This window comes from Amycolatopsis sp. CA-126428, assembly GCF_002904335.1.
Lineage (GTDB): Bacteria > Actinomycetota > Actinomycetes > Mycobacteriales > Pseudonocardiaceae > Amycolatopsis.
Genome location: NZ_PPHF01000136.1, coordinates 241,684 through 260,643, shown reverse-complemented (window position 1 = coordinate 260,643; position 18,960 = coordinate 241,684). Strand labels below are relative to the sequence as shown.

General features: G+C 71.1%; 22 protein-coding genes. 10 read left to right on the top strand and 12 right to left on the bottom strand.

The window, feature by feature from the left end:
* Positions 1-103: 103 nt before the first annotated feature.
* Positions 104-655 carry a CGNR zinc finger domain-containing protein gene (locus C2L58_RS34300; RefSeq protein ID WP_199191592.1) on the bottom strand — a complete coding sequence of 184 codons (552 nt, stop codon included), beginning with the start codon at positions 653-655 and terminating at the stop codon, positions 104-106.
* 72 nt (positions 656-727) lie between these two features.
* Between C2L58_RS34300 and C2L58_RS34295 the strand changes: the two genes are divergently transcribed.
* The 5 genes from C2L58_RS34295 to C2L58_RS34275 all read left to right on the top strand — a co-directional run bounded on the left by C2L58_RS34295 (position 728) and on the right by C2L58_RS34275 (position 5,198).
* Positions 728-1,561, top strand: a complete 834-nt coding sequence (locus tag C2L58_RS34295) for an alpha/beta fold hydrolase (protein ID WP_369904280.1) — start codon at positions 728-730, stop codon at positions 1,559-1,561.
* 95 nt (positions 1,562-1,656) lie between these two features.
* The gene (locus tag C2L58_RS34290) at positions 1,657-3,054 is read left to right on the top strand and encodes a hypothetical protein (protein ID WP_199191591.1); all 1,398 of its coding nucleotides are present in this window, start codon (positions 1,657-1,659) and stop codon (positions 3,052-3,054) included.
* On the top strand, positions 3,051-3,443 hold the full coding sequence (locus C2L58_RS34285) for a FixH family protein (protein ID WP_103341782.1): 393 nt from the start codon (positions 3,051-3,053) through the stop codon (positions 3,441-3,443). Before C2L58_RS34290 ends, C2L58_RS34285 begins: the two co-directional genes overlap by 4 nt.
* 11 nt (positions 3,444-3,454) lie before the next feature.
* Positions 3,455-4,597, top strand: coding sequence for a hypothetical protein (locus C2L58_RS34280; protein WP_103341781.1), 1,143 nt, complete (start codon positions 3,455-3,457; stop codon positions 4,595-4,597).
* A 67-nt stretch (positions 4,598-4,664) separates the two neighbouring features.
* Positions 4,665-5,198: a hypothetical protein gene (locus C2L58_RS34275; RefSeq protein ID WP_369904279.1), complete on the top strand. Its 534-nt coding sequence runs from the start codon at positions 4,665-4,667 to the stop codon at positions 5,196-5,198.
* A gap of 111 nt (positions 5,199-5,309) precedes the next feature.
* On the opposite strand, the gene C2L58_RS34270 is transcribed toward C2L58_RS34275, so the two are convergent.
* Complete coding sequence (locus C2L58_RS34270) at positions 5,310-5,564, bottom strand: DUF397 domain-containing protein (RefSeq protein ID WP_103341780.1); 255 nt, start codon at positions 5,562-5,564, stop codon at positions 5,310-5,312.
* Positions 5,565-5,867: 303 nt separating this feature from the next.
* Between C2L58_RS34270 and C2L58_RS49480 the strand changes: the two genes are divergently transcribed.
* Both C2L58_RS49480 and C2L58_RS34265 read left to right on the top strand, forming a co-directional pair.
* The gene (locus tag C2L58_RS49480) at positions 5,868-6,032 is read left to right on the top strand and encodes a hypothetical protein (RefSeq protein WP_158264208.1); all 165 of its coding nucleotides are present in this window, start codon (positions 5,868-5,870) and stop codon (positions 6,030-6,032) included.
* A gap of 5 nt (positions 6,033-6,037) precedes the next feature.
* Positions 6,038-6,295 carry a hypothetical protein gene (locus tag C2L58_RS34265; protein ID WP_103341779.1) on the top strand — a complete coding sequence of 86 codons (258 nt, stop codon included), beginning with the start codon at positions 6,038-6,040 and terminating at the stop codon, positions 6,293-6,295.
* Between the two features lie 64 nt (positions 6,296-6,359).
* Here the strand turns inward: C2L58_RS34265 and C2L58_RS34260 are convergent, their stop codons facing one another.
* The 4 genes from C2L58_RS34260 to C2L58_RS34245 all read right to left on the bottom strand — a co-directional run bounded on the left by C2L58_RS34260 (position 6,360) and on the right by C2L58_RS34245 (position 9,599).
* The gene (locus C2L58_RS34260; protein ID WP_103341778.1) at positions 6,360-6,968 is read right to left on the bottom strand and encodes a class I SAM-dependent methyltransferase; all 609 of its coding nucleotides are present in this window, start codon (positions 6,966-6,968) and stop codon (positions 6,360-6,362) included.
* Positions 6,965-7,813 carry an SAM-dependent methyltransferase gene (locus tag C2L58_RS34255; protein ID WP_103341777.1) on the bottom strand — a complete coding sequence of 283 codons (849 nt, stop codon included), beginning with the start codon at positions 7,811-7,813 and terminating at the stop codon, positions 6,965-6,967. Before C2L58_RS34255 ends, C2L58_RS34260 begins: the two co-directional genes overlap by 4 nt.
* The gene (locus tag C2L58_RS34250; protein ID WP_103341798.1) at positions 7,785-8,636 is read right to left on the bottom strand and encodes an SAM-dependent methyltransferase; all 852 of its coding nucleotides are present in this window, start codon (positions 8,634-8,636) and stop codon (positions 7,785-7,787) included. The genes C2L58_RS34255 and C2L58_RS34250 overlap by 29 nt, the downstream gene beginning before the upstream one ends.
* A gap of 99 nt (positions 8,637-8,735) precedes the next feature.
* Positions 8,736-9,599 carry a helix-turn-helix domain-containing protein gene (locus tag C2L58_RS34245; protein WP_013222333.1) on the bottom strand — a complete coding sequence of 288 codons (864 nt, stop codon included), beginning with the start codon at positions 9,597-9,599 and terminating at the stop codon, positions 8,736-8,738.
* A gap of 235 nt (positions 9,600-9,834) precedes the next feature.
* Between C2L58_RS34245 and C2L58_RS34240 the strand changes: the two genes are divergently transcribed.
* Complete coding sequence (locus C2L58_RS34240; protein ID WP_103341776.1) at positions 9,835-10,755, top strand: MBL fold metallo-hydrolase; 921 nt, start codon at positions 9,835-9,837, stop codon at positions 10,753-10,755.
* A gap of 85 nt (positions 10,756-10,840) precedes the next feature.
* A complete protein-coding gene (gene gndA / locus C2L58_RS34235; protein WP_103341775.1) occupies positions 10,841-12,280 on the top strand; it encodes an NADP-dependent phosphogluconate dehydrogenase in 1,440 nt (479 codons plus the stop codon).
* Between the two features lie 96 nt (positions 12,281-12,376).
* Here the strand turns inward: gndA and C2L58_RS34230 are convergent, their stop codons facing one another.
* From C2L58_RS34230 to C2L58_RS34210, 5 genes are all read right to left on the bottom strand, one after another.
* Positions 12,377-13,114: a Clp protease N-terminal domain-containing protein gene (locus C2L58_RS34230; RefSeq protein ID WP_103341774.1), complete on the bottom strand. Its 738-nt coding sequence runs from the start codon at positions 13,112-13,114 to the stop codon at positions 12,377-12,379.
* A 32-nt stretch (positions 13,115-13,146) separates the two neighbouring features.
* Entirely contained in the window at positions 13,147-14,367 is a 1,221-nt protein-coding gene (locus tag C2L58_RS34225; RefSeq protein WP_103341773.1) for an NAD(P)/FAD-dependent oxidoreductase, read from the bottom strand.
* Positions 14,368-14,421: 54 nt separating this feature from the next.
* On the bottom strand, positions 14,422-15,213 hold the full coding sequence (locus C2L58_RS34220; RefSeq protein ID WP_103341772.1) for an IclR family transcriptional regulator: 792 nt from the start codon (positions 15,211-15,213) through the stop codon (positions 14,422-14,424).
* Between the two features lie 223 nt (positions 15,214-15,436).
* Positions 15,437-15,757: an NIPSNAP family protein gene (locus C2L58_RS34215; protein WP_103341771.1), complete on the bottom strand. Its 321-nt coding sequence runs from the start codon at positions 15,755-15,757 to the stop codon at positions 15,437-15,439.
* Positions 15,757-16,896, bottom strand: a complete 1,140-nt coding sequence (locus C2L58_RS34210; RefSeq protein WP_233226091.1) for a 5-methyltetrahydropteroyltriglutamate--homocysteine S-methyltransferase — start codon at positions 16,894-16,896, stop codon at positions 15,757-15,759. The genes C2L58_RS34215 and C2L58_RS34210 overlap by 1 nt, the downstream gene beginning before the upstream one ends.
* 147 nt (positions 16,897-17,043) lie before the next feature.
* Between C2L58_RS34210 and C2L58_RS34205 the strand changes: the two genes are divergently transcribed.
* A complete protein-coding gene (locus C2L58_RS34205; RefSeq protein WP_103341770.1) occupies positions 17,044-18,375 on the top strand; it encodes a nucleobase:cation symporter-2 family protein in 1,332 nt (443 codons plus the stop codon).
* Here the strand turns inward: C2L58_RS34205 and C2L58_RS34200 are convergent.
* Positions 18,362-18,901 carry a TetR/AcrR family transcriptional regulator gene (locus tag C2L58_RS34200; protein WP_103341769.1) on the bottom strand — a complete coding sequence of 180 codons (540 nt, stop codon included), beginning with the start codon at positions 18,899-18,901 and terminating at the stop codon, positions 18,362-18,364. The two genes, C2L58_RS34205 and C2L58_RS34200, sit on opposite strands and share 14 nt — an antisense overlap.
* Positions 18,902-18,960 lie beyond the last annotated feature (59 nt).

Below are 18,960 nucleotides of genomic sequence, written 5' to 3'. Positions count from 1 at the left end.
GCGTGATTGAGGGGTCAACTCGCGTGATTGAGGGGTCAACTCGCGTGATTGAGGGGTCAACTCGCGTGATTGGGGGGTCGACACGACGGGGCCGTCGCGGGTGTCAGTCGCGGGTGAGGGTTCGGGCGTAGTGTGCGCGGGCCTTGGCGCGGTTTCCGCAGCGAGCCATCGAGCACCACTGGCGGTTGCGGCGGGGTGAGGCGTCGCAGAAGCGCTGGCCGCAGTCGTCGGCCGCGCAGATGCGGACCTCCGCGTCGCTGGTGGCCAGGTCGATCGCGTCCGCCGCCAAGGCCGCGAACGCCGCCGCCACCGGGTCCTTCGGGGCCGGGACCTCCCGGCGCAGCACGCCACCCACCAGCGCCAGGCGCGGCGGGGGCGCCGGAGCCGAAGCCGCCGCGTTGTTGACCAGCTCGACGTCCATCCTCGACAGGTCCTCCGGCGGCAGCAGCACCCGGTCGATCGCCTCCCGCAGCGCCTTCGCCGCCAGCACGTTGCCCGCCGTCACCGGCACCGGGCCCGTCGTGAACCCGGCCAGCGAAAGCCACTCGGCCAGCGCGTCCGGGCCGGTCAGCAGCTCCACGCCCTCTTCGTGCCGGCTGCGCTTCGTGTTGACGAGGTCGAGGCACGGCCGTCCGCCGTCGAAGACCCATTCCATGTCCGCCATTCTAACCCTTGAAGACAGTTAGAAGCAGCGGTACCGTCTAACCCTATGAACCGGTTAGAGAACATGGCCACCGTGAACGGCATTCGGATGCACTACCGGCAAGCCGGCGACGGCCCGCCGCTGTTCCTGCTGCACGGCTGGCCGCAGACGTCGCACTGCTGGCGCGAGGTCATGGCACCCCTCGCCGAGACGCACACCGTGATCGCCCCCGACCTGCGCGGCTACGGCCGCAGCGACAAACCCAAGTCCGGCTACGACAAGCGCACGATGGCCGCCGACATCGCCGCCCTCGCCGACCACCTGGGCTTCGTGAAGACCGCCGTCGCCGGCCACGACCGCGGCGGCCGCGTCGCCCACCGCTGGGCCCTGGACCGCCCGGACCAGGTCGAACGGCTCGCCGTGTTCGACATCGTGCCCACCCGCGCGATGTGGCAGCGGCTCGACGTCATCGCGAAGCCGTCCTGGCACTGGCTCTTCCACCTCCAGCCCGACCTGCCGGAACTCCTGGCCGGCCAGAACATCGCCGCCTACCTCGGCTACTTCTTCGAGCGATGGACCTACCAGCGCCACGCGCTCGACGCCGACGCGCAGGCCGAGTACGTCCGCGCCTTCTCCCAGCCGGGCGCGCTCAGGGCCGGCTTCGACGACTACCGCGCCTCCTTCCCCGACGACGCCGAACTCGACGACGCCGACTTCGAAGCCGGAAAGCGCGTCACCCAGCCACTCCTCGCCCTCTGGGGCGCCGACGGCCTGATCGGCACGCTCCCGGCGCTCGAGATCTGGCGGGAGTACGCCGACGACGTCACCGGCGAAGCCCTCGCCGAGTGCGGCCACTTCCTCCCCGAGGAACAACCCGCCGAAGTGGTCGCTCACCTGCGGAAATTCCTCCACCCCTGAGACTCCCGGGGCCCGGAGTCCCCCGAACCGGGGACCGGAGTTCCCTCGCCGCCGTGACGCGCGCCACCGGTGCCGGCGGTTAGGTTCGGCCCACAATGGGGAGCAAATCGAAAGCCGCGCTGCTGATACTGCTGGCCGTACTGGGGATCGCGGCCGGCGGCGGCACCGCGCACGCCGACGGCGCACCGGCCGGCGCCGACATCCAGGTCGCCCAGACGCTCGGCGCCCGCGAGCTGACCGTGATCATCCGCCGCGTCGACACGACACCGTCGCCGCTGCGGGTGGACGTCGTGACGCACCAGGGCACCGCGCCCGGCACGCTGCACCTGGCCGTCGCGGCCGGCGGGGTCTCGAGTTCGCGTGCCGACGTGGTCCTCGGCGCCACCCCCGGTGTCTACGCGGGAAATCTCCAAGTCGACAAACCGGGACCGTGGGAACTCTCGCTGGATGACGGCGCCGGGCCAAGAGCCACGATCCCGTTCATCGTGCCCGCGCGGGTGGTGCCGCCGTGGGAGAAGGCGACCTACGGTGGCTTCGTCGCCGCCGGCGCGTTCCTGCTCATCGCCCTGCTCGTCGGGGTGCGGGCCCGGCGGACCGCGTACGCGCTCATCCCGGGCGCCGGCGTGGTCGCCGCGCTCGCCGTCGCCGTCACCGGCGCGCTGCTGTCGGCGAGCACTCCCCCGCCGCCCGCGCCCGGCAGTCAGCTGGACCCGACGTTCGACAACGTCACCGATCCGTACGCCAACGCGCGCCTGTCCACAGTGGATTACTCACGGCCGCCGGTGAACCTCGCCGTCGAAGCCCGGCAAAGCGACCTGAAGCTGCGGCTCACCGACGGCGCCACCGGCCGCCCGGTCGACGATCTGCTGGTGCACGACAACGCGCTCGTGCACCTGGTAATGGTCTCGCCGTCGGGCCGGCTGAGCCACCTGCACCCGGTGCGCGTCGGCCCCGGCGACTTCCGCGTCCGCCTCGCCGATCCGGAAGCGGGCACGTACGCCGTCGCCGCGGAACTGGCCCGGCGCGGCGGCGGTGTCCAGCTCGCCCGGTCCACTGTGGACCTGAAGGGCAGCGCGGCTCCCGCGCCCGAACCACCCGGGCCCGGACCGCGGACCATCGACGGCACCCCGGTCGACCTCACGATCAGCCCGGGCACGCCCACCACCATCACCGCGCACTTCCCGGCCCAGGACCTCCAGCCGTGGCTGGGCATGCTCGGCCACCTGATCGTCACCGGCCCGTTCACCGGCCCGGCCGGCGAAGGCGCCGCCAAGGCCCCGACGTGGGCACACGTCCACGCGATGGTCCCGCCGGTCGTGGGCCAGCTCGACCGTCCTGATGAGACAGTCGCCGCGTACGGCCCGGACGTCAGCTTCACCTACACCTTCGCCGAGCCCGGCCGGTACCGGACCTGGCTGCAGGCCGAACGCGGCTTCCGGGTGCTCACCGTCCCGGCCGTGGTCGACGTCCCGACGACAGGAGCCGCCCGATGAAACGCCCGACGTTGCTGATCACCCTCGTCGCGCTGGTCGCCGCGGCCGGTGCCGCCTGGCTGCTGTGGGGCGGCAAGGGCGCGAACTCCACCACGCAGCAGGCGGTTTCGGGCCCGTACACCGTCCAGTTCTCCGCGGACCAGCCACGCATCGGCGGCAACACGTTCGCGGTGGCGGTGGCCGGGCCCGCGCCCGAAGCCGTCACGGTCGCGCCGGTCATGGCGCAGATGGGGCACGCGCTCGCGCCGGTGCCCGCCGGGCCGGACGGGCCCGGCCACTTCCGCGCCGCGGACGTCGGGCTGCCGATGGCCGGGCAGTGGGAGATCACCGTTTCGCTGCGCGGCCCCGGCGGGCCCGCGCAGGTCGTCTTTCCCGTGTTGGTCAAGTAGAAGGAGGGGGAATGGATCTCACCGCATCCGGCGTGCGCGGCACGTCGGTGACGAACCAGGCGCGAACCGGGTTGCTGCCGGCGAACGTCGTGCTCGGCGGGTCCCTGCTGTCGCTGGTCGGGCTCACCTGGGACATCCAGTGGCACGACGACGTCGGGCCGGACACGTTCTTCACGCTGCCGCACCTGTTCCTGTACGCGGGCAGCGCGGTCGTCGGCCTGGCGAGCCTCGCCGTCGTGCTGCTGACGACGGCGGCGCGGCGCGCGGGACGGCCGGTCGACCCGCGGATCGGCGGGCGCGTGGTCAACGTGTTCGGCCGGACGTTCGCGGCCCCGCTGGGCTACCTGGTCTCCGGGGTCGGCGCGGCGACGTTCCTGCTCTACGGCCTGTGGGACCAGTGGTGGCACGGGCTCTACGGCTTCGACGCGGTCATCGACTCGCCGCCGCACATCGGGCTGCTGCTGTCGATCACGGTGTCGCTGATCGGCACGACCGCGGTGTTCGCCGCGGCGCGTGAGCACCGCTGGGGCCGGCTCGGCACGCTGGCGTCGCTGACCGTGCTGCTGACCTTCGGGCCGGTGCTGGCGCTCGGGTTGCAGCAGGTGCCGGACGACTACGCCGACGCCGTCGCGATCGGGACGTCGATGATGGCGGTGCTGCTGGTCGCCGTCGGCGCCGGGTTCTTCCGCCGTCCGGGCGGGGCGGTCGGTACCGCGGCGCTGGTCGCGGTCGTGCAGGCGGTGTTCTGGTGGTTCTCGCCGTGGGCCGCGCAGGCGTATGCCGACCTGGTCGGCTTGCCGATGCGGGACGCGGTTTCCGGGGTGCCGGCGATGCCGTCGCTGACGCCGATGGCGCTGCTGCCGGTGGCCGCGCTGATGGAGCTGGTGTACCTCGCCGGCCGGCGCCGGGGGTGGCGCCCGGGCCGGGTGTCCGTGGTCGCCGGCGGGATCGCCGGGCTGCTGCTCGGCCTGAGCCTGCCGGTCCAGCGCTTCCTGCTCTACACCGGCGCGCACCTGCCGCCGGCCTGGTACCTGATGACGACCGCCGTGCTCAGCGCGGCGCTGGGGCTGCTCGGCGGGTTCGCCGGGTGGCGGTTCGGCGGGATGCTCTGCCTGCTGGCGCCCGCGAAGAAGGGGGAAACCGCTGATGCGTAAGACTCTGTCATTCGGAGCTCCGCTCCGGCCGGGGGCTCCGCCACCCGGAACCCCCATAAAGCGGGCCGTGCTGGCCTTGGCCGCGGTAGCGGGGCTGCTGTTCGCCACCGCGGCACCGGCAAACGCCTACGAGCCGGTCAACATCGTGCACACCGAACGGGTGCAGGCCGGGCCGTACGGGCTGACCATCGGGTTCAGCACCTGGCCGCTGAAAGCCATGCAGTCGCTGGACTTCACCTTCATCCCCGACGGCGGGATCGAGGGCAAGTCCGGCACGCTCACCATGGTCAACCCGGAAGGCGGGCAGAACCGGAAGCAGCCGCTGGTCCGGCACCCGCGCAAACTCGACGTGTGGGGCCTCGACGTCCGCTCGATGCCGAGGCCGGGTGACTGGACGTTCCGCTTCGCGGTCAACGGCCCCGCCGGCTCCGGCACCGGCGAGCTGCGCGCGCTGCCGGTGCTGGAACAGCCGGGGCCGCCGATCGGCCTGAGCTGGGCGATCAGCACGTTGCCGCTGATCGGGCTCGTGGTGCTCATCGTGGTCGCCTGGCGCCGGACCCGCGGCCGGTTGCGCGGCGGGGAGCTTCCGGCAATCGGGTGAGATTCCCCTCACATTGAGCGTCCGGACGTATTCGGGCGGTCGCGAAGGCCTCCTTCACCGTAGAGAGCGGGGAAGGGGGCCTTCACCATTTGTCTTCCGCGGTACCGGCGATCAAGCGGGCAGGTCGAACTGCCCGGCCTTGACGGCGATCAGGAACGCTTCCCACTCGGCGGTGTCGAACACGAAGACGGGGCTGGTCGCGAGCTTGGTGTCGCGGACGCCGATCAGGCCTTCGGAGCCCAGGTTGACCTCGACGCAGCTGCCGCCGTTGGGCTCGCTGGCGAACGACTTCTCCCAGGCGGCCTCTTCGAACAGGGTCACGGCCGTGTTCGGATCGTAATCCGCGAACGACGGATAATCCGCCATGGGTCGTACCTCCGAGGATCGTTGGGCGGCGCGGTCGTGACCTGGTCGAAGGCACCCGCTCCCGGCTACTCAGTGTCTCAATGGAGCAAGCCACAGGGCCAAGCGGGTGATCAACTGGGTACGGCCTCGACATGAAGATTATTCCAGGAGTAGGATTAATCGCATCGGCCGGGGCGCTGGTGTCGGTGAATGACTGCCTGCTCGCGGCGGGCGGTCGTCGAGACGGGCCGAAGTGTTGGCACGACCAGCGCCGGAACCAAACCAAAGCCAAGCCATCGCAGGACCTCATGGGGGAGGAACAGCGTGATCGTCGAGGACAGTGCGCCACCCGGCGCGCTCGCCGTGACCAGGCTCGCCGTCTCCGGACGAGCAGCCGCCACGGCCGCGACCGAGCTGGTCCGGACCAGAGGTGCGGAAGCGTTTTCCCGCCAGGGCGCCGAAGCACCGCGACGAGAGCTGGGGGTGTAGACGAAATGGCCGTCCGGGTGAACTCGCTCTTCTGCCGTGAGGACGAAGAACACCGTGGCCGCCGGGGCATCGGGAACGAACTGCGGAACCGCTTCGGCTTCAGCCTGATCCAGGCGCCGCTCCGCAAGACCACGACCTGGGCGACGGACCAGGACCTCCCGCTGCGGCGCCACGCCGACGGGGTCCGCACGACCCGCCCGCTGGAAGCCGCGATCGACCTGACGCCGCTGATGCGCGGCGGCCACGTCGGTTCGCGCGCCTGAACCGCCGTACCAGCACGAAACAGCCCCGGCTCCCTGACGGAACCGGGGCTCTTTTCGTTCGTGGCTACGGTTTCCGGAGCAACAGGCAGCCGTGCCGCATCGGGCGCTCCCCCGCGCCCGGCTCGCGGTACACCCGGCCCACCTCCAGGAGACCCGCCGCGGCGGCGAATCCGGCCAGTTCGTCCAGCGGCCAGCTGTAGGCCGTCGTCACCTTGTGGTCGAACGGCGTCAGCGGACCGCCGCCGGATTCGAAGCACCCCAACAGAACGTGACCGCCGGACGCCGACAATCGGGCGAATTCCGCGAAGTAGCCCGGCACCTCCGCCGGCGGCGTGTGGATCAGCGAGTACCACGACAGGATCCCGGCGAGCGACGCGTCCGGCAGGTCGAGCGCCGCCATCGAGCCCACCTCGAACCGCAGGTCCGGATGGGCGGCCCGGGCGAGCGAGATCATCGCCGGGGACAGGTCGACGCCGAACGCGTCGAGCCCCAGCGAACGCAGGTGCGCCGTCAGGTGGCCGGGGCCGCAGCCGAGGTCGGCGACCGGGCCGCGCCCGCGGACGGAATCCGCGAACGCCGCCCACACCGCCCGCTCCAGCGCGTGCTTGTCCCAGGCCCCGGCGGCGAATTCCGCGTACTGGACGGCGACAGCGTCGTAGGCGGCCGCCGTCACGGCTTGCGGCCGAGGCCGCAGAGGTGGCCGACGAACGCCGGGTCGTTCGCGAGCTTCCTGGTCGCCCGGGACTCGATCTCCTCCGGGTGCCACTCCGGCAGGTAGACGATGCCCGGCTCGACCAGCTCGAGCCCCTCGAAGAACGACGTGAACTCCGCGCGCGTGCGCAGGTGGAGCGGCGTGCTGGACTGGTTGTACTGCTTCATGATCTTCTCGCGGCTGTCGGCGTCGGCCATCTCCTCCAAGCCGTCGCTCGTCAGGTGCGAGGACAGGAAGTACGAGCCGGCCGGCAGCAGCGACAGGTACTTCCGGATGGTCTCGGCCACCGGCTCGTCGGCACCGAGGAAGTACAGGACGCCGACCATGATCAGGCCGATCGGGCGGTTCGGGTCGAGGACGCCGGTGTCCAGCGCGCGCTTCCAGATGTCGGCCGGGTCGCGCAGGTCGCCCTGCAGCACTGCGTGCCGGCCCGCGACACCCTCCTGCTCCAGCAGGATCTGGGAGTGGGCGACCGCGACCGGCTCGTTGTCGACGTACACGCACCGCGCGTCCGGGTTCACGTCGGTGGCGACCTCGTGGACGTTGCCGACCGTCGGGACGCCGGAGCCGAGGTCGAGGAACTGGTCGACGCCGTTGCGCGCCAGGTACCGCACCCCGCGGCCGAGGAAGTCACGGCCGGCGCGGGCGACGGTCTTGATCATCGGGAACGTCTTGACCGCCTGCTCCCCGAACTGGCGGTCGATGGCCCAGTTGGCGTCGCCGCCGAGGAACCAGTCGTAGATGCGGGCCGCGTTCGGCCGGTCGAGGTCCACGCCTTCAGGGGCTTCGGGGTCCTGCGTCGTCATTGCGTCCTCCAGGCTTGCGGCCGACACCGCCGACCACGCTCGCGAGGGGGACCGTGGCGGCGCCGGGCTCCGGGCGCCACTCTCCCACAGGCACGATCCCGGGCTCGACGACGTCGAAGGTACCGAAGAAGGCGGCGATCTCGTCGAGGGACCGGGAAACCGCGGGCGAGCTCGACTGTTCGGACAGCTTCACGAGTTTCCGGATCTGCTCCAGCTCTTCGCCTTCGACGCCGGATTCGGTCGCGTGCGAAAGCACGTACGCCGACCCCGGTGCCAGGAGCGTCCGGTAGTCGCGGATGGCTTGGCGGACGCCGGTGACGTCCGGCAGGAAGTGCAGCACCGCCACGGTCAGCAGGCAGATCGGCCGGTCCGGGTCGAGCACGCCGGTGGCGAGCGCGGCTTCCCAGACCTCTTCGGCGTCCCGCAGGTCGGCGTGCAGCACGGCGTGGCGCTCGGGGTCGCCGGCTTCGTCGAGCAGCATCCGCCCGTGCGCGACGGCCACGGGCTCGTGGTCGACGTAGACGCACCGGCTGTCGTCGGCGTAGTCGTCGGCGACCTCGTGCACGTTGCCCGCGGTCGGGATGCCGGAGCCGAGGTCGAGGAACTGCGTGATGCCCTCGGCGAGGCAGTAGCGCACGGCCCGGCCGAGGAAGTCCCGGTTGCCGCGGGCGAGGGCCTTCGCCAGCGGGAACGCCTGCACCGCCTGCTCGCCGTACTGCCGGTCGATCGCCCAGTTCGCGGTGCCGCCCAGGGCCCAGTCGTAGATCCGCGCGATGTTCGGGCGGTCGAGGTCGATGACATCGGGAAGGAAGTCGGGGTCCACGACGTCCCCTTCGGGCGGCACTTCCGGTGGATTCGGCGCAACAGAGTGACTCTACCGAAAGTTGTTCACCGCCCGGGACAGTTCAGGCCGCCATTCGCCCTATTGGAGCTGCTGCATCTGGGCGCGGTAACCCTCCGCGAGCTCCTTCAGGAACTGCCGGGTCTCCTGCCGCTCCAGCGCGGCTCCACGCAGCCGGTCCCACGAGTCGACGAAGATGTTGAAGTCCTTGACGTCGTCGAGGTACAGCCCGCCGGCGGAGTGCTCGATGTAGACGAAGTCGCGCGTGCGGTCCGGGAACCGCATGATCGTGAAGTCGTTGGGCACCGCGGCCAGCCGCGCGCCGAACGGCAGTACGTGCACGTAGACCCGCGGGTGCTTCTCCAGGGAGAGCAGGTGCTCGACCTGGTCGAGCATCACCGCGGGCGCGTACCCGCCGGGTGCCCGCCGCAGCGCGCCTTCGCTGATGATGAAGCGGTAGTAGGGCGGCTGCTGCTGCTCGAACACCGCCTTGCGGTCGAGCCGGTTGCGGACCAGCGACGTCACGTCCGTCGCGCCGGCCTCGGTGAACTGCTTGAGCATGTAGTGCTCGGACTGCAGCGGGCCCGGGATGCGCTCACCGTGCCAGGTGAGGATCTCCGCGGCCGCGGGTTCCAGGTCGGTGAAGGTGCGGAACCAGTGCGGCACCACCGAGCGGTAACCGGACCAGTGGCCGCGCTGCCCGGCGGCGGCCCGCGCCAGGTTCATCAGCGTGTCGGCTTCTTCACCGTTGATCCCGAATGCGTTCAGCATGGATCGCACATCCCCGAGCTTGACCCCGACGGCACCGGACTCGATCTTGTTGACCTTGCCCTGGGTGCAGCCGAGGACCTCGGCGACCTGCTGCTGTGTCATCCGCGCCGCGGTGCGGGCATGCCGGAGCTCGTTCCCGAGCTGCTTCCGGCGCGAGGTGACGGTGCTGGCCATCGCCCTGCTCTCCCGGACCACTACCAAGCGACGACGGCCACCGGCCGCCGTCGCACGCGAACTATCGAACCCACCCAGGCTAGTGCTTCACCTTGCGGATCTCGATGATGACATCGCGCAGCGTTCCAGGAAACGCCGCGGAATGCCAGTCACCTGCGCTATCACTCGCCTGGACCAGTGAAATTCCGAATTATTCCGCCAACCGGCGGAGCCCCGTCTCGGGCATAGTGACCGCGTGACCGATCGCTCCCCCTCCGCCGCCGCCGTCACCCGGCTGGCCGACCAGGTCCACGGCTACGTCCAGCCGGACGGCTCCTGGTACATCAACAACTGCGGGTTCGTCGACGCCGGCGACCACACCGTGCTGATCGACACCTGCTCGACCGAGCGCCGCACGCGCGCGCTGCTGGAGACGGTCGAAGCCGCGACCGGCGGCCCGGTGACGACGCTGGTCAACACCCACCACCACGGTGATCACACCAACGGCAACTACCTGGTCGCGGGCGCGACGATCATCGGCCACCGCAAGACGCGCGAGCTGATGGTCGCCGAGGGCATCCAGACGTTCGACGGCATCTTCGTCGGCAACGACTGGGGCCAGCTCGAGTCGCGGCCGCCGGAGGTCGTGTTCGACGACCGGCTGACCGTGCACGCCGGCGACGTCACCCTGGAGCTGATCCACCCGGGCCACGCGGCCCACACGACCAACGACGTGCTCGTCTGGCTGCCGGAGCAGCGCGTGCTCTACGCCGGTGACCTGGTGTTCCACGGCGGCAGCCCGTTCGCGCTGATGGGCTCGGTGGCCGGCTGGCGCGCCGCGTTGGACGTGCTCCGGGAACTCGAACCGGAAGTGATCTTGCCTGGTCACGGCGGCCCGTGCGGGCTCGACGTGGTGGACACCGTCGACCGGTACCTGGCCTTCGTCCAGCAGACCGCCGAGCGCGGGAAAGCTGCCGGGCTGTCGCCGCTGGAGGTGGCCAAAGAGACGGACCTCGGCGAGTTCTCCTCACTGAGCGAGCAGGAGCGGCTGCCGGGGAACCTCCACCGCGCGTACGCCGAGCTGGACGGCGCCGAGTGGGGCGCGCAGATCGACCTGGTCGCGGCCATCACGGACATGCTCGCCTACAACAAGGGACCGATCCGCTGCTTCTCCTGAACTGAGTGAGCTGCTCCTCCGTGGCCTCCCTTGAGGCGTCGATCGGACTAGGGTCTGAATCGAGAGAGACTTCGGAAGGATTCGGATGAGCAAGAAGGCGAGCATCGGGGTCACCGGCCTGGCGGTCATGGGCCGCAACCTGGCCCGGAACCTGGCCCGGCACGGCCACACGGTGGCCCTGCACAACCGGTCCGAGGAGCGGACCCGCGCGCTGGTGGAACAGTTCGGCGACGAGGGCGACTTCATCCCGGCGTACTCCGCGCAGGACTTCGTCGACGCGCTGGAGCGGCCTCGCCAGGTCGTGATCATGGTCAAGGCGGGCGGCCCGACGGACGCCGTCATCGAGGAGTTCGCGCCGCTGCTCGAAGAGGGCGACGTGATCATCGACGCCGGCAACGCGCACTTCGCCGACACGCGCCGCCGCGAGAAGGCGCTGCGCGAGCGTGGCCTGCACTTCGTCGGTAGCGGCGTCTCCGGCGGCGAGGAAGGCGCGCTGCACGGGCCGAGCATCATGCCCGGCGGCTCGAAGGAGTCGTACGAGTCGCTCGGCCCGCTGTTCGAGGACATCTCGGCGAAGGTCGACGGCGAGCCGTGCTGCACGCACATCGGCGCGGACGGCGCCGGCCACTTCGTCAAGATGGTGCACAACGGCATCGAGTACGCCGACATGCAGCTGATCGCGGAGTCGTTCGACCTGCTCCGGCACGCGGGCGGGTACGCACCCGCCGAGATCGCCGACGTGTTCCGCACGTGGAACACCGGGCGGCTCGACTCCTACCTGATCGAGATCACCGCCGAGGTGCTCGCGCACGTCGACAAGGCGACCGGCAAGCCCTTCGTCGACGTCGTCGAGGACGCCGCCGAGCAGAAGGGCACCGGCCGCTGGACGGTGCAGATCGGCCTCGACCTGGGTGTCCCGATCTCGGGCATCGCCGAAGCCGTCTTCGCGCGTTCGCTGTCCGGGTCCAAGTCGCTGCGCGCGGCGGCCCGCGGACTCGGCGGTCCTTCGGCCGCCCCGCTGTCGGGTGCCTCGCTGGAGCGCTTCGCGGACGACGTCGAGCAGGCGCTGTACGCGTCGAAGGTCGTGGCGTACGCGCAGGGCTTCAACCAGATCCAGGCGGGCGCGACCGAGTACGGCTGGGACATCGACCTGGGCAAGGTCGCCTCGATCTGGCGCGGCGGCTGCATCATCCGCGCGAAGTTCCTCAACGACATCACCGCGGCCTACGCCGACGAGCCGGAGCTGCCGACGCTGCTCACCTCGGGCGGCTTCCGCAAGGCGGTCGAGGACGCGCAGGACTCGTGGCGCTCGGTGATCTCGACGGCGGTCAAGCTCGGCATCCCGACGCCGGGCTTCTCGACGGCGCTGGCCTACTACGACGGCCTCCGCGCGGACCGGCTGCCGGCCGCGCTGGTGCAGGGCCAGCGGGACTTCTTCGGTGCCCACACCTACCGCCGGGTGGACCGGGAAGGCTCGTTCCACACGGCCTGGGCCGCCGACGGCCGCCCGGAGTCCGAGGCCTGACGAGCCGCTGCTCTGACCGGGAAGACCCCCTGGTCCTGCCCGGTCAGAGCAGCGTCACCAGCAGCAGCGCGAGGACCGCTGCCGCCACCAGGAGTCTCACTGCCCCCGGGCGGCGAGGATTTCCGCCAGCACCTCCACGATCTTCGCCTCGGCCTTGTCCTTCCTGACGCCGAGGCCGTCGAGCACCTCGAAGCCGGCGCCCTCACGTTGTTCCAGCAACGCCAGCAGGATGTGCTCGGTGCCGATGTAGTTGTGCCCCAGCCGCAGGCCTTCCCGCATGGTCAGTTCCAGGGTCTTCTTGGCCGCCGCCGAGAACGGCACCACGTTCGGCGCCGGGTCGACCGGCTCGGGCAGCCGCGCCTCGGCCGCTTCGCGGACGGCGTCGAGCTGCACGCCCTGGGCCAGAATCGCCCCGGCCGCCAGCGCGGCGGGCTCGGTCAGCAGGCCCAGCACGATGTGCACGGTGTCGATCTCCGGGCTGGCGTGGTCGACGGCCGCCTTCTGCGTCTCGACGATGACGTGCCGCGCCCGGTCGGTGTAGCGCCCGTAGACGCGCTCGATCGCCCCGGACGAGTCGCCGCCGGGGTCGACCTTCGGCACGAACCGCTTCTGGGCGGCCTGTTTCGTGACGCCCATGCTGGCGCCGATGTCGGTCCAGGACGCGCCCGATCGCCGGGCCTGGTCGACGAAGTGGCCGATCAGGTGGTCCGCAACTTCGCCGAGGTGCTGACCCACGTACACCGCGTCGGTCAGCTGGGCGAGGGCGTCCTGTTCGTGGTTGCTCTTGATGGCGTTGATGAGGTCGTCGAGCTTGATGTTGGTCGGCAAGGTCATACCGTCAACTGTAGGTTGACGATTAGGTTGCGTCAACCACGAGTTGACGTTGCCTTCAGGTGGGCTTTCAGATCGAACTCACTCGTCTCGAGGTCCGCGTAGGCGGGCTTCGGCTCGGCGGTGAACAGCCGGCGGGCGGCGATGTGGTCGGCGGGCCGGTTCACCGACTCGACCGCGATGAGGACGTCGTCGCGGAAGGACAGCACGGAGAACTTGCCCGCGGCCCGGTCGCCGACGACCACCGTCCGGCCGGTGCCCGAAAGGATGCCCGCGATCTGCAGTTTCGCGCCCGCCTGGTCGGTCCAGAACCAGGGCAGGCTGGCGTACGGCTCGGCGGTGCCGGTGATCGCCGCGGCCACGCAGCGGGCCTGGTCGACGGCGTTCTGCACGGACTCGAGCCGGGTCTCGGCGCCGGCCTGTACGCACGGGAAGTTGGCGCAGTCGCCGATGGCGAAGATCCGCTCGTCCGCCGTCCGCAGGTGCGCGTCGACCACCACGCCGTTGCGCACCGGCAGCCCGGCGGCCTCGGCGAGCGTGGTTTCGGGCACCACTCCGACCGCGACGACGACCAGGTCGGCGGGCAGCCGGGTGCCGTCGGACAGCTCGACTTCCCGTACCCGCGAGTCGCCGTACATGGCCGCGACACCCTGGCCCAGCAGCACCGTGTGCCCGGCGTTGCGGTGCAGGTCGGCGAAGTACGCGGAGATCTCCGGCGTCGCGACGCGGTTGAGGAGGCGGTCCTGCGCCTCGACGATCGTCACCGGGCGACCGGCGTGCGAGGCGAACTCCAGGCCGATGAACCCGCCGCCGGCGACCACGACGTTCTCCGCTCGGGAGAGGGACTCCCGGAGCCGGTCGGCGTCGTCGCGGGTGCGCAGGGTCAGCACGCCGGGGAGGTCCGCGCCGGGCACGGGCAGGGTCCGGTTGCGGGCGCCGGTGGCCAGGATCAGGAAGTCGTAGTCCAGCTCGCGGCCGTCCACGAGCTCGGCTTTCCGCGCCGCCCGGTCGAGCCGCCCGACCCGGCCGGCGACCAGCTCGATGTCCTTCTCGGCGAAGAAGTCTTCACCGCGCAGGTGCAGCTGTTCGAGCCCGGCGGTCCCGGCGAGGTAGGCCTTCGACAGCGGCGGCCGCTGGTACGGCACGCCCGGCTCGTCCCCGACCAGCACGATCCGGCCGGCGAAGCCCCGGTCCCGCAGCGAAGCCACGGCCTGGAACCCGCTCTGGCCGGCACCGACGACGAGCACGGTGGTCATGCTTTTCTCCTCACCCCATCCGGCAGCCCTCGGTCTCATCCGACCACAACCGGCTCAAGCCGTCGAGGAGCCGCCGGCCGGGCGCACCGCCCGGGGTGCCCCCAGCACCCGCGAAATCCCGCGCGCCGCGGCCCGGACCGCCGGGACCAGCGTCCGCGGGTCCGTCCCCTCCGCCGGGACGACCACCGAGATCGCGGCGACGACCTCGTCCGTGGTGTCGCGGACCGGCGCCGCCACCGACAGCGCGACCAGCTCGACCTGGCCGTCGCTGATCACGTAACCGTCGCGGCGGACGTCGGCCAGCACCCGCCGCAGCAGCGCGGGCGAGGCGATCGTCTTGGGCGTGAACGTCTTGAGCGGACCGGCCAGGACTTCCTCCTGGACCTCGGCGGGGGCGTGCGCGAGGAGCACCTGGCCGACACCGGTGGCGTGCGCGGGCAGCCGCCCGCCGACGCGGGTCAGGACGTTGACGGCGCCGCGGCCGGAGATGCGCTCGACGAAGACGACCTCGGCCCCGTCGAGCACGGCGAGCTGCACGTTCTGGTGCGTGGCTTCGTAGAGGTCTTCCAGGAACGGCATCGCGCTCTCCCGCAGCTCCGCGCCGTGCGGGGCGAGCGAGGCGACTTCCCACAGCCACAGCCCGACGCGGTAGGCGCCGGTTTCGTCGCGCACGAGGGCCCCGCGCCGGGCGAGCTCACCGGCGAGCCGGTGCGTGGTCGACAGCGGCAGCCCGGCCCGCCGGCTGAGCTCCGACAGCGTGAGCCGCGGCCGTTCGGCGGTGAAGGCGCCCAGGAGGTCGAGGACGCGATCCACCACCGACGGCGGCCGCCGCGCGCTGTGTCGCATGGGGGCAGTCTTCGCACCGGCGGAAAGAGCCGCAACCCGCGGGCTAAACCCCCCGCGCCCCCGAAGCGTGTCCCCGCCGAGACGAAAGCACGAGGGGACACCATGAAATCCCGGACCAGACTGGGCGTCGTCGTCGCGGCCGCGCTGAGCGCGGCGGCGGTCTCCGCACTGGACCGGGAAGGCCGCCGGTTCGCCCCGGGAGTACTCCCGGGGCGAACCCGCGTCAGGCCTCTTCGTCGTCCGGCAGCAGCGGACGCATGAAGGTGCGCCGGTACCGCACCACGCATCCGCTCTCGTCCCGGATCTTGTCGGCTTCGATGAAGTCCGGGTCGACGCCGAACAGCGTCCGGTACCGCTCGTACGCGGCCAGGCTTTCGAAGCTGAACAGCGCCCGGGCCTCGTCGCTCGCGCCTTCCGACGGCAGGAAGTACCCGTGGTGGATGCCGCCTTCGCGCTGCACCAGCCGCATCCACGCGGCGGCGAAGCGTTCGAAGTCGGGGAGCTTCGCGGGGTCGATGACGTAGTCGACGACGCACGTGATCATCAGTGGCCGCCCCAGACGCGGTCGGCCGTCGACACGAGCAGCTCCAGTTTGCGCAGCTGGTCGTCCGTGGTCAGGTCGTTGCCCTCCTCCGTCGAAGAGAAGCCGCACTGCGGTGACAGGCAGAGCCGGTCGATGTCGACGTACTGCGACGCCTCCTCGATCCGCCGGACCAGGACGTCCGGGTCCTCCAGCTCCGGCCGCTTGGTCGTGACCAGACCGAGCACCACCTTCTTGTCCTTCGGCACGAACCGCAGCGGCTCGAACCCGCCGGAGCGCTCGTCGTCGTACTCGAGGAAGAACCCGTCGACCGCGAGCTCGCCGAACAGGGCCTCGGCGACGAACTCGTAGCTGCCCTCCGCGGCCCACGACGAGCGGAAGTTGCCGCGGCACAGGTGGGTCGTCACGGTCAGGCCGTCCGGACGGCCCTCCAGCGCCGCGTTCATCGTCGCGATGTTGCGCAGGTGCTGGGTGTCCGGGTCGCCGCCCATCCGCGCGACGAGCTCCCGCTGCGCCGGGTCGTTCAGGTAGGCGAGGCTGGTGTCGTCGAGCTGCAGGTACCGGCAGCCGAGGCCGGCCATCGCCGCGACCTGCGCGGAGTACGCCGAGCTCAGGTCGGCGAAGAACTCCTCGAGGTCCGGGTAGACGGACTCGCTGACCGCGGCCCGGCCGCCGCGGTAGTAGACCATGCTCGGCGACGGGATGGTCAGCTTCGGCGTCACGCCCGGGTCCACATGGGACTGCAGGAACCGGAAGTGGTCGGCGAAGATCGGTTCGTCGAGCCGCACCTTGCCGTCGACCTGCAGGCCCGGCGGGCTGAACTCGAGGTCGCCCGCCAGGTTGTGGAACTTGACGTGCAGCCGCTGGTCGCTCTTCGAGATGCCGCCGAGCGCGTAGATGAAGTCCATGTGCCAGGAAGCGCGCCGGAACTCGCCGTCGGTCGCCGAACTCAGCCCGGCGGCCTTCTGCATCTTGATGACGTCGCGGATCGCGTCGTCCTCGACCGCGCGGAGCTGCTCCGCGTTGATCTCACCGCTTTCGTGCCGCCGTCGTGCGTCGCGCAGTACCGGGGGCCGCAGCAGGCTCCCCACGTGATCGGCGCGAAACGGCGGGCCCACCTGGGAAATGCCACCCGAAGTCATGCACCGATGGTCACACATTCCCGGCCGTTGCGCCGCCCCCCGAAACATGATCATCACGGCCGGGACTTGCTACCGTCACCGGCACCGCGTTGGCTGTGACACCGACCAGGCTGCTGCACCAGGTCAATCCGAAAGACGGGGGCGCTCATGACGGAATCCGCGGTCCACCCGGTCGACGCCGGCCTGCCCGCCGGCCGGCTGGCCCTGCTCGGCCTCCAGCACATGTCGATCATGTACGCCGGTTCGGTCGCCGTGCCGCTGATCGTCGGCAGCGCGCTGAAGCTCGACGCGCCGACGATCGGGCTGCTGGTCAACGCCGATCTGCTGGTCGCGGGCATCGCGACGCTCATCCAGGCCATCGGCATCGGCAAACTGCTGGGCATCCGGCTGCCGGTGGTGGCCGGGGCGACGTTCACCGTCGTCAACCCGATGATCCTCATCGCGGCCCAGTACGGCCTGCCCGCGGTCTACGGCGCGATGCTCGCCTCCGGTGTGTTCGGGCTGCTCATCGCGAGGCCGTTCGCGAAGCTGATCCGGTTCTTCCCGCCGCTGGTCACCGGAACCCTGCTGCTGGTCATCGGCGTCTCGCTGCTCGGCCCCGGCGCGGCGATGATCGCCGGCCACGACCCGACGTCACCGGACTACGCGGCGCCGTCGCACATCGGGCTGGCGTTCGGGGTGCTCGCGCTGCTCGTGCTGTTCACCCGGGTGCTGCGCGGGTTCGCCAACCAGATCGGGCCGCTGCTCGCGCTGGCCATCGGGCTGGTCGTGGCGATCCCGATGGGGCTGGTGCACTGGGACGGCCTGCGCGCGGCCGGCTGGTTCGGGCTCGCGTCGCCGTTCCACTTCGGCGCGCCGACGTTCCCGGTCGCGGCGATCCTGTCGATGTGCGTGGTCATGCTGGTGACGTTCACCGAGTCGACCGCCGACATGATCGCCGTCGGTGAGATCACCGGGCGCCCGCCGACCGACGCCGACCTGGCCCGCGGCCTGGCCACCGACGGCGTCTCGGCCGTGCTCGGCGGGGTGATGAACTCCTTCCCCGACACGGCGTTCGCGCAGAACGTCGGCCTGGTGCGGATGACCGGCGTGCGCAGCCGCTGGGTCGTCGCGGTGACCGGCGGGATCCTCGTGCTGATGGGCCTGGTGCCGAAGGTCGGCGCGTTCATCGCGGCCATTCCGGAACCGGTGATCGGCGGGGTCGCGGTGGTGATGTTCGCGATGGTCGCCGCGGTCGGCGCGCAGAACCTCAGGACCGTCGAGTTTTCGGGCAACCACAACACTTTCATCGTCGCGGTCGCCCTCGGGGTCGGCCTCCTGCCGGCGTTCGCGCCGAAGATCTTCCAGCACTTCCCGGCGTGGCTGCAGACGATCTGCGGCAGCTCGATCACGGTGGCGGCGGTCCTCGCCTTCGCGCTGAACCTGCTGTTCAACCACCTCGGCCGGCGCGCGGAGCCGGATCTGCTCAACGCGCCTTGAGCAGCCGGTCGACGAGCACGGTGCCGGTGCCCGGCTCGACCGGGCGCCGGAACAGCACGCGCAGGTAGAGCGGGGCCAGGACGAAGTCGAGCACCTCGTCGACCGACGGCACCGGCTCACCGCGCGCCGCGGCCTTGTCGAGGGCGGCCTGCAGGTCGTCGCCGCGGGCCCGGAGGTACTCGAGCGGCTTCGCGTCCGGGCGCAAGGTGGCGACGAGCGCGCGGAGCAGGATCTGGCCGTGCCGGTCGCGCATCGCGCGTTCGACGCCCTCGGCCCAGCCGAGCAGGTCACCGCGCAGCGAACCGGTGTCCGGGATCGGCGACGTCGAGCGCAGGCGCGTCACCGCCGCGTCGATCAGCAGCGCGTCGCGGCTGCCCCAGCGCCGGTAGATGCTGGTCGGGTTCACCCCGGCCCGCTCGGCGATCTTCGGGATCGCGGCGTCGATCTCGCCGGCGGCGAGCAGCTCGACGACGGCGTCGTGCACCGCGTCGCGGACACGGGCGCTGCGGCCGCCGGGTCGGGTCATCCCTCCATCTTAAAGCAAAGCCGCTTGCCTTAGTGGCCGAGCTGCGACTAGCCTTAAGT

Bases quoted from the DNA above. Each gene is read 5' to 3' on its own strand.
- C2L58_RS34200 (WP_103341769.1), bottom strand. From the start codon at position 18,901: ATGACCCGACCCGGCGGCCGCAGCGCCCGTGTCCGCGACGCGGTGCAC.
- gndA (WP_103341775.1), top strand. From the start codon at position 10,841: ATGAGCAAGAAGGCGAGCATCGGGGTCACCGGCCTGGCGGTCATGGGC.
- C2L58_RS34285 (WP_103341782.1), top strand. From the start codon at position 3,051: ATGAAACGCCCGACGTTGCTGATCACCCTCGTCGCGCTGGTCGCCGCG.
- C2L58_RS34270 (WP_103341780.1), bottom strand. From the start codon at position 5,564: ATGGCGGATTATCCGTCGTTCGCGGATTACGATCCGAACACGGCCGTG.
- C2L58_RS34245 (WP_013222333.1), bottom strand. From the start codon at position 9,599: ATGGCCAGCACCGTCACCTCGCGCCGGAAGCAGCTCGGGAACGAGCTC.
- C2L58_RS34255 (WP_103341777.1), bottom strand. From the start codon at position 7,813: ATGACGACGCAGGACCCCGAAGCCCCTGAAGGCGTGGACCTCGACCGG.
- C2L58_RS34205 (WP_103341770.1), top strand. From the start codon at position 17,044: ATGACGGAATCCGCGGTCCACCCGGTCGACGCCGGCCTGCCCGCCGGC.
- C2L58_RS34265 (WP_103341779.1), top strand. From the start codon at position 6,038: ATGGCCGTCCGGGTGAACTCGCTCTTCTGCCGTGAGGACGAAGAACAC.
- C2L58_RS34210 (WP_233226091.1), bottom strand. From the start codon at position 16,896: ATGACTTCGGGTGGCATTTCCCAGGTGGGCCCGCCGTTTCGCGCCGAT.
- C2L58_RS34280 (WP_103341781.1), top strand. From the start codon at position 3,455: ATGGATCTCACCGCATCCGGCGTGCGCGGCACGTCGGTGACGAACCAG.
- C2L58_RS34215 (WP_103341771.1), bottom strand. From the start codon at position 15,757: ATGATCACGTGCGTCGTCGACTACGTCATCGACCCCGCGAAGCTCCCC.
- C2L58_RS34220 (WP_103341772.1), bottom strand. From the start codon at position 15,213: ATGCGACACAGCGCGCGGCGGCCGCCGTCGGTGGTGGATCGCGTCCTC.
- C2L58_RS34290 (WP_199191591.1), top strand. From the start codon at position 1,657: ATGGGGAGCAAATCGAAAGCCGCGCTGCTGATACTGCTGGCCGTACTG.
- C2L58_RS34300 (WP_199191592.1), bottom strand. From the start codon at position 655: ATGGAATGGGTCTTCGACGGCGGACGGCCGTGCCTCGACCTCGTCAAC.
- C2L58_RS34230 (WP_103341774.1), bottom strand. From the start codon at position 13,114: ATGACCTTGCCGACCAACATCAAGCTCGACGACCTCATCAACGCCATC.
- C2L58_RS34225 (WP_103341773.1), bottom strand. From the start codon at position 14,367: ATGACCACCGTGCTCGTCGTCGGTGCCGGCCAGAGCGGGTTCCAGGCC.
- C2L58_RS34295 (WP_369904280.1), top strand. From the start codon at position 728: ATGGCCACCGTGAACGGCATTCGGATGCACTACCGGCAAGCCGGCGAC.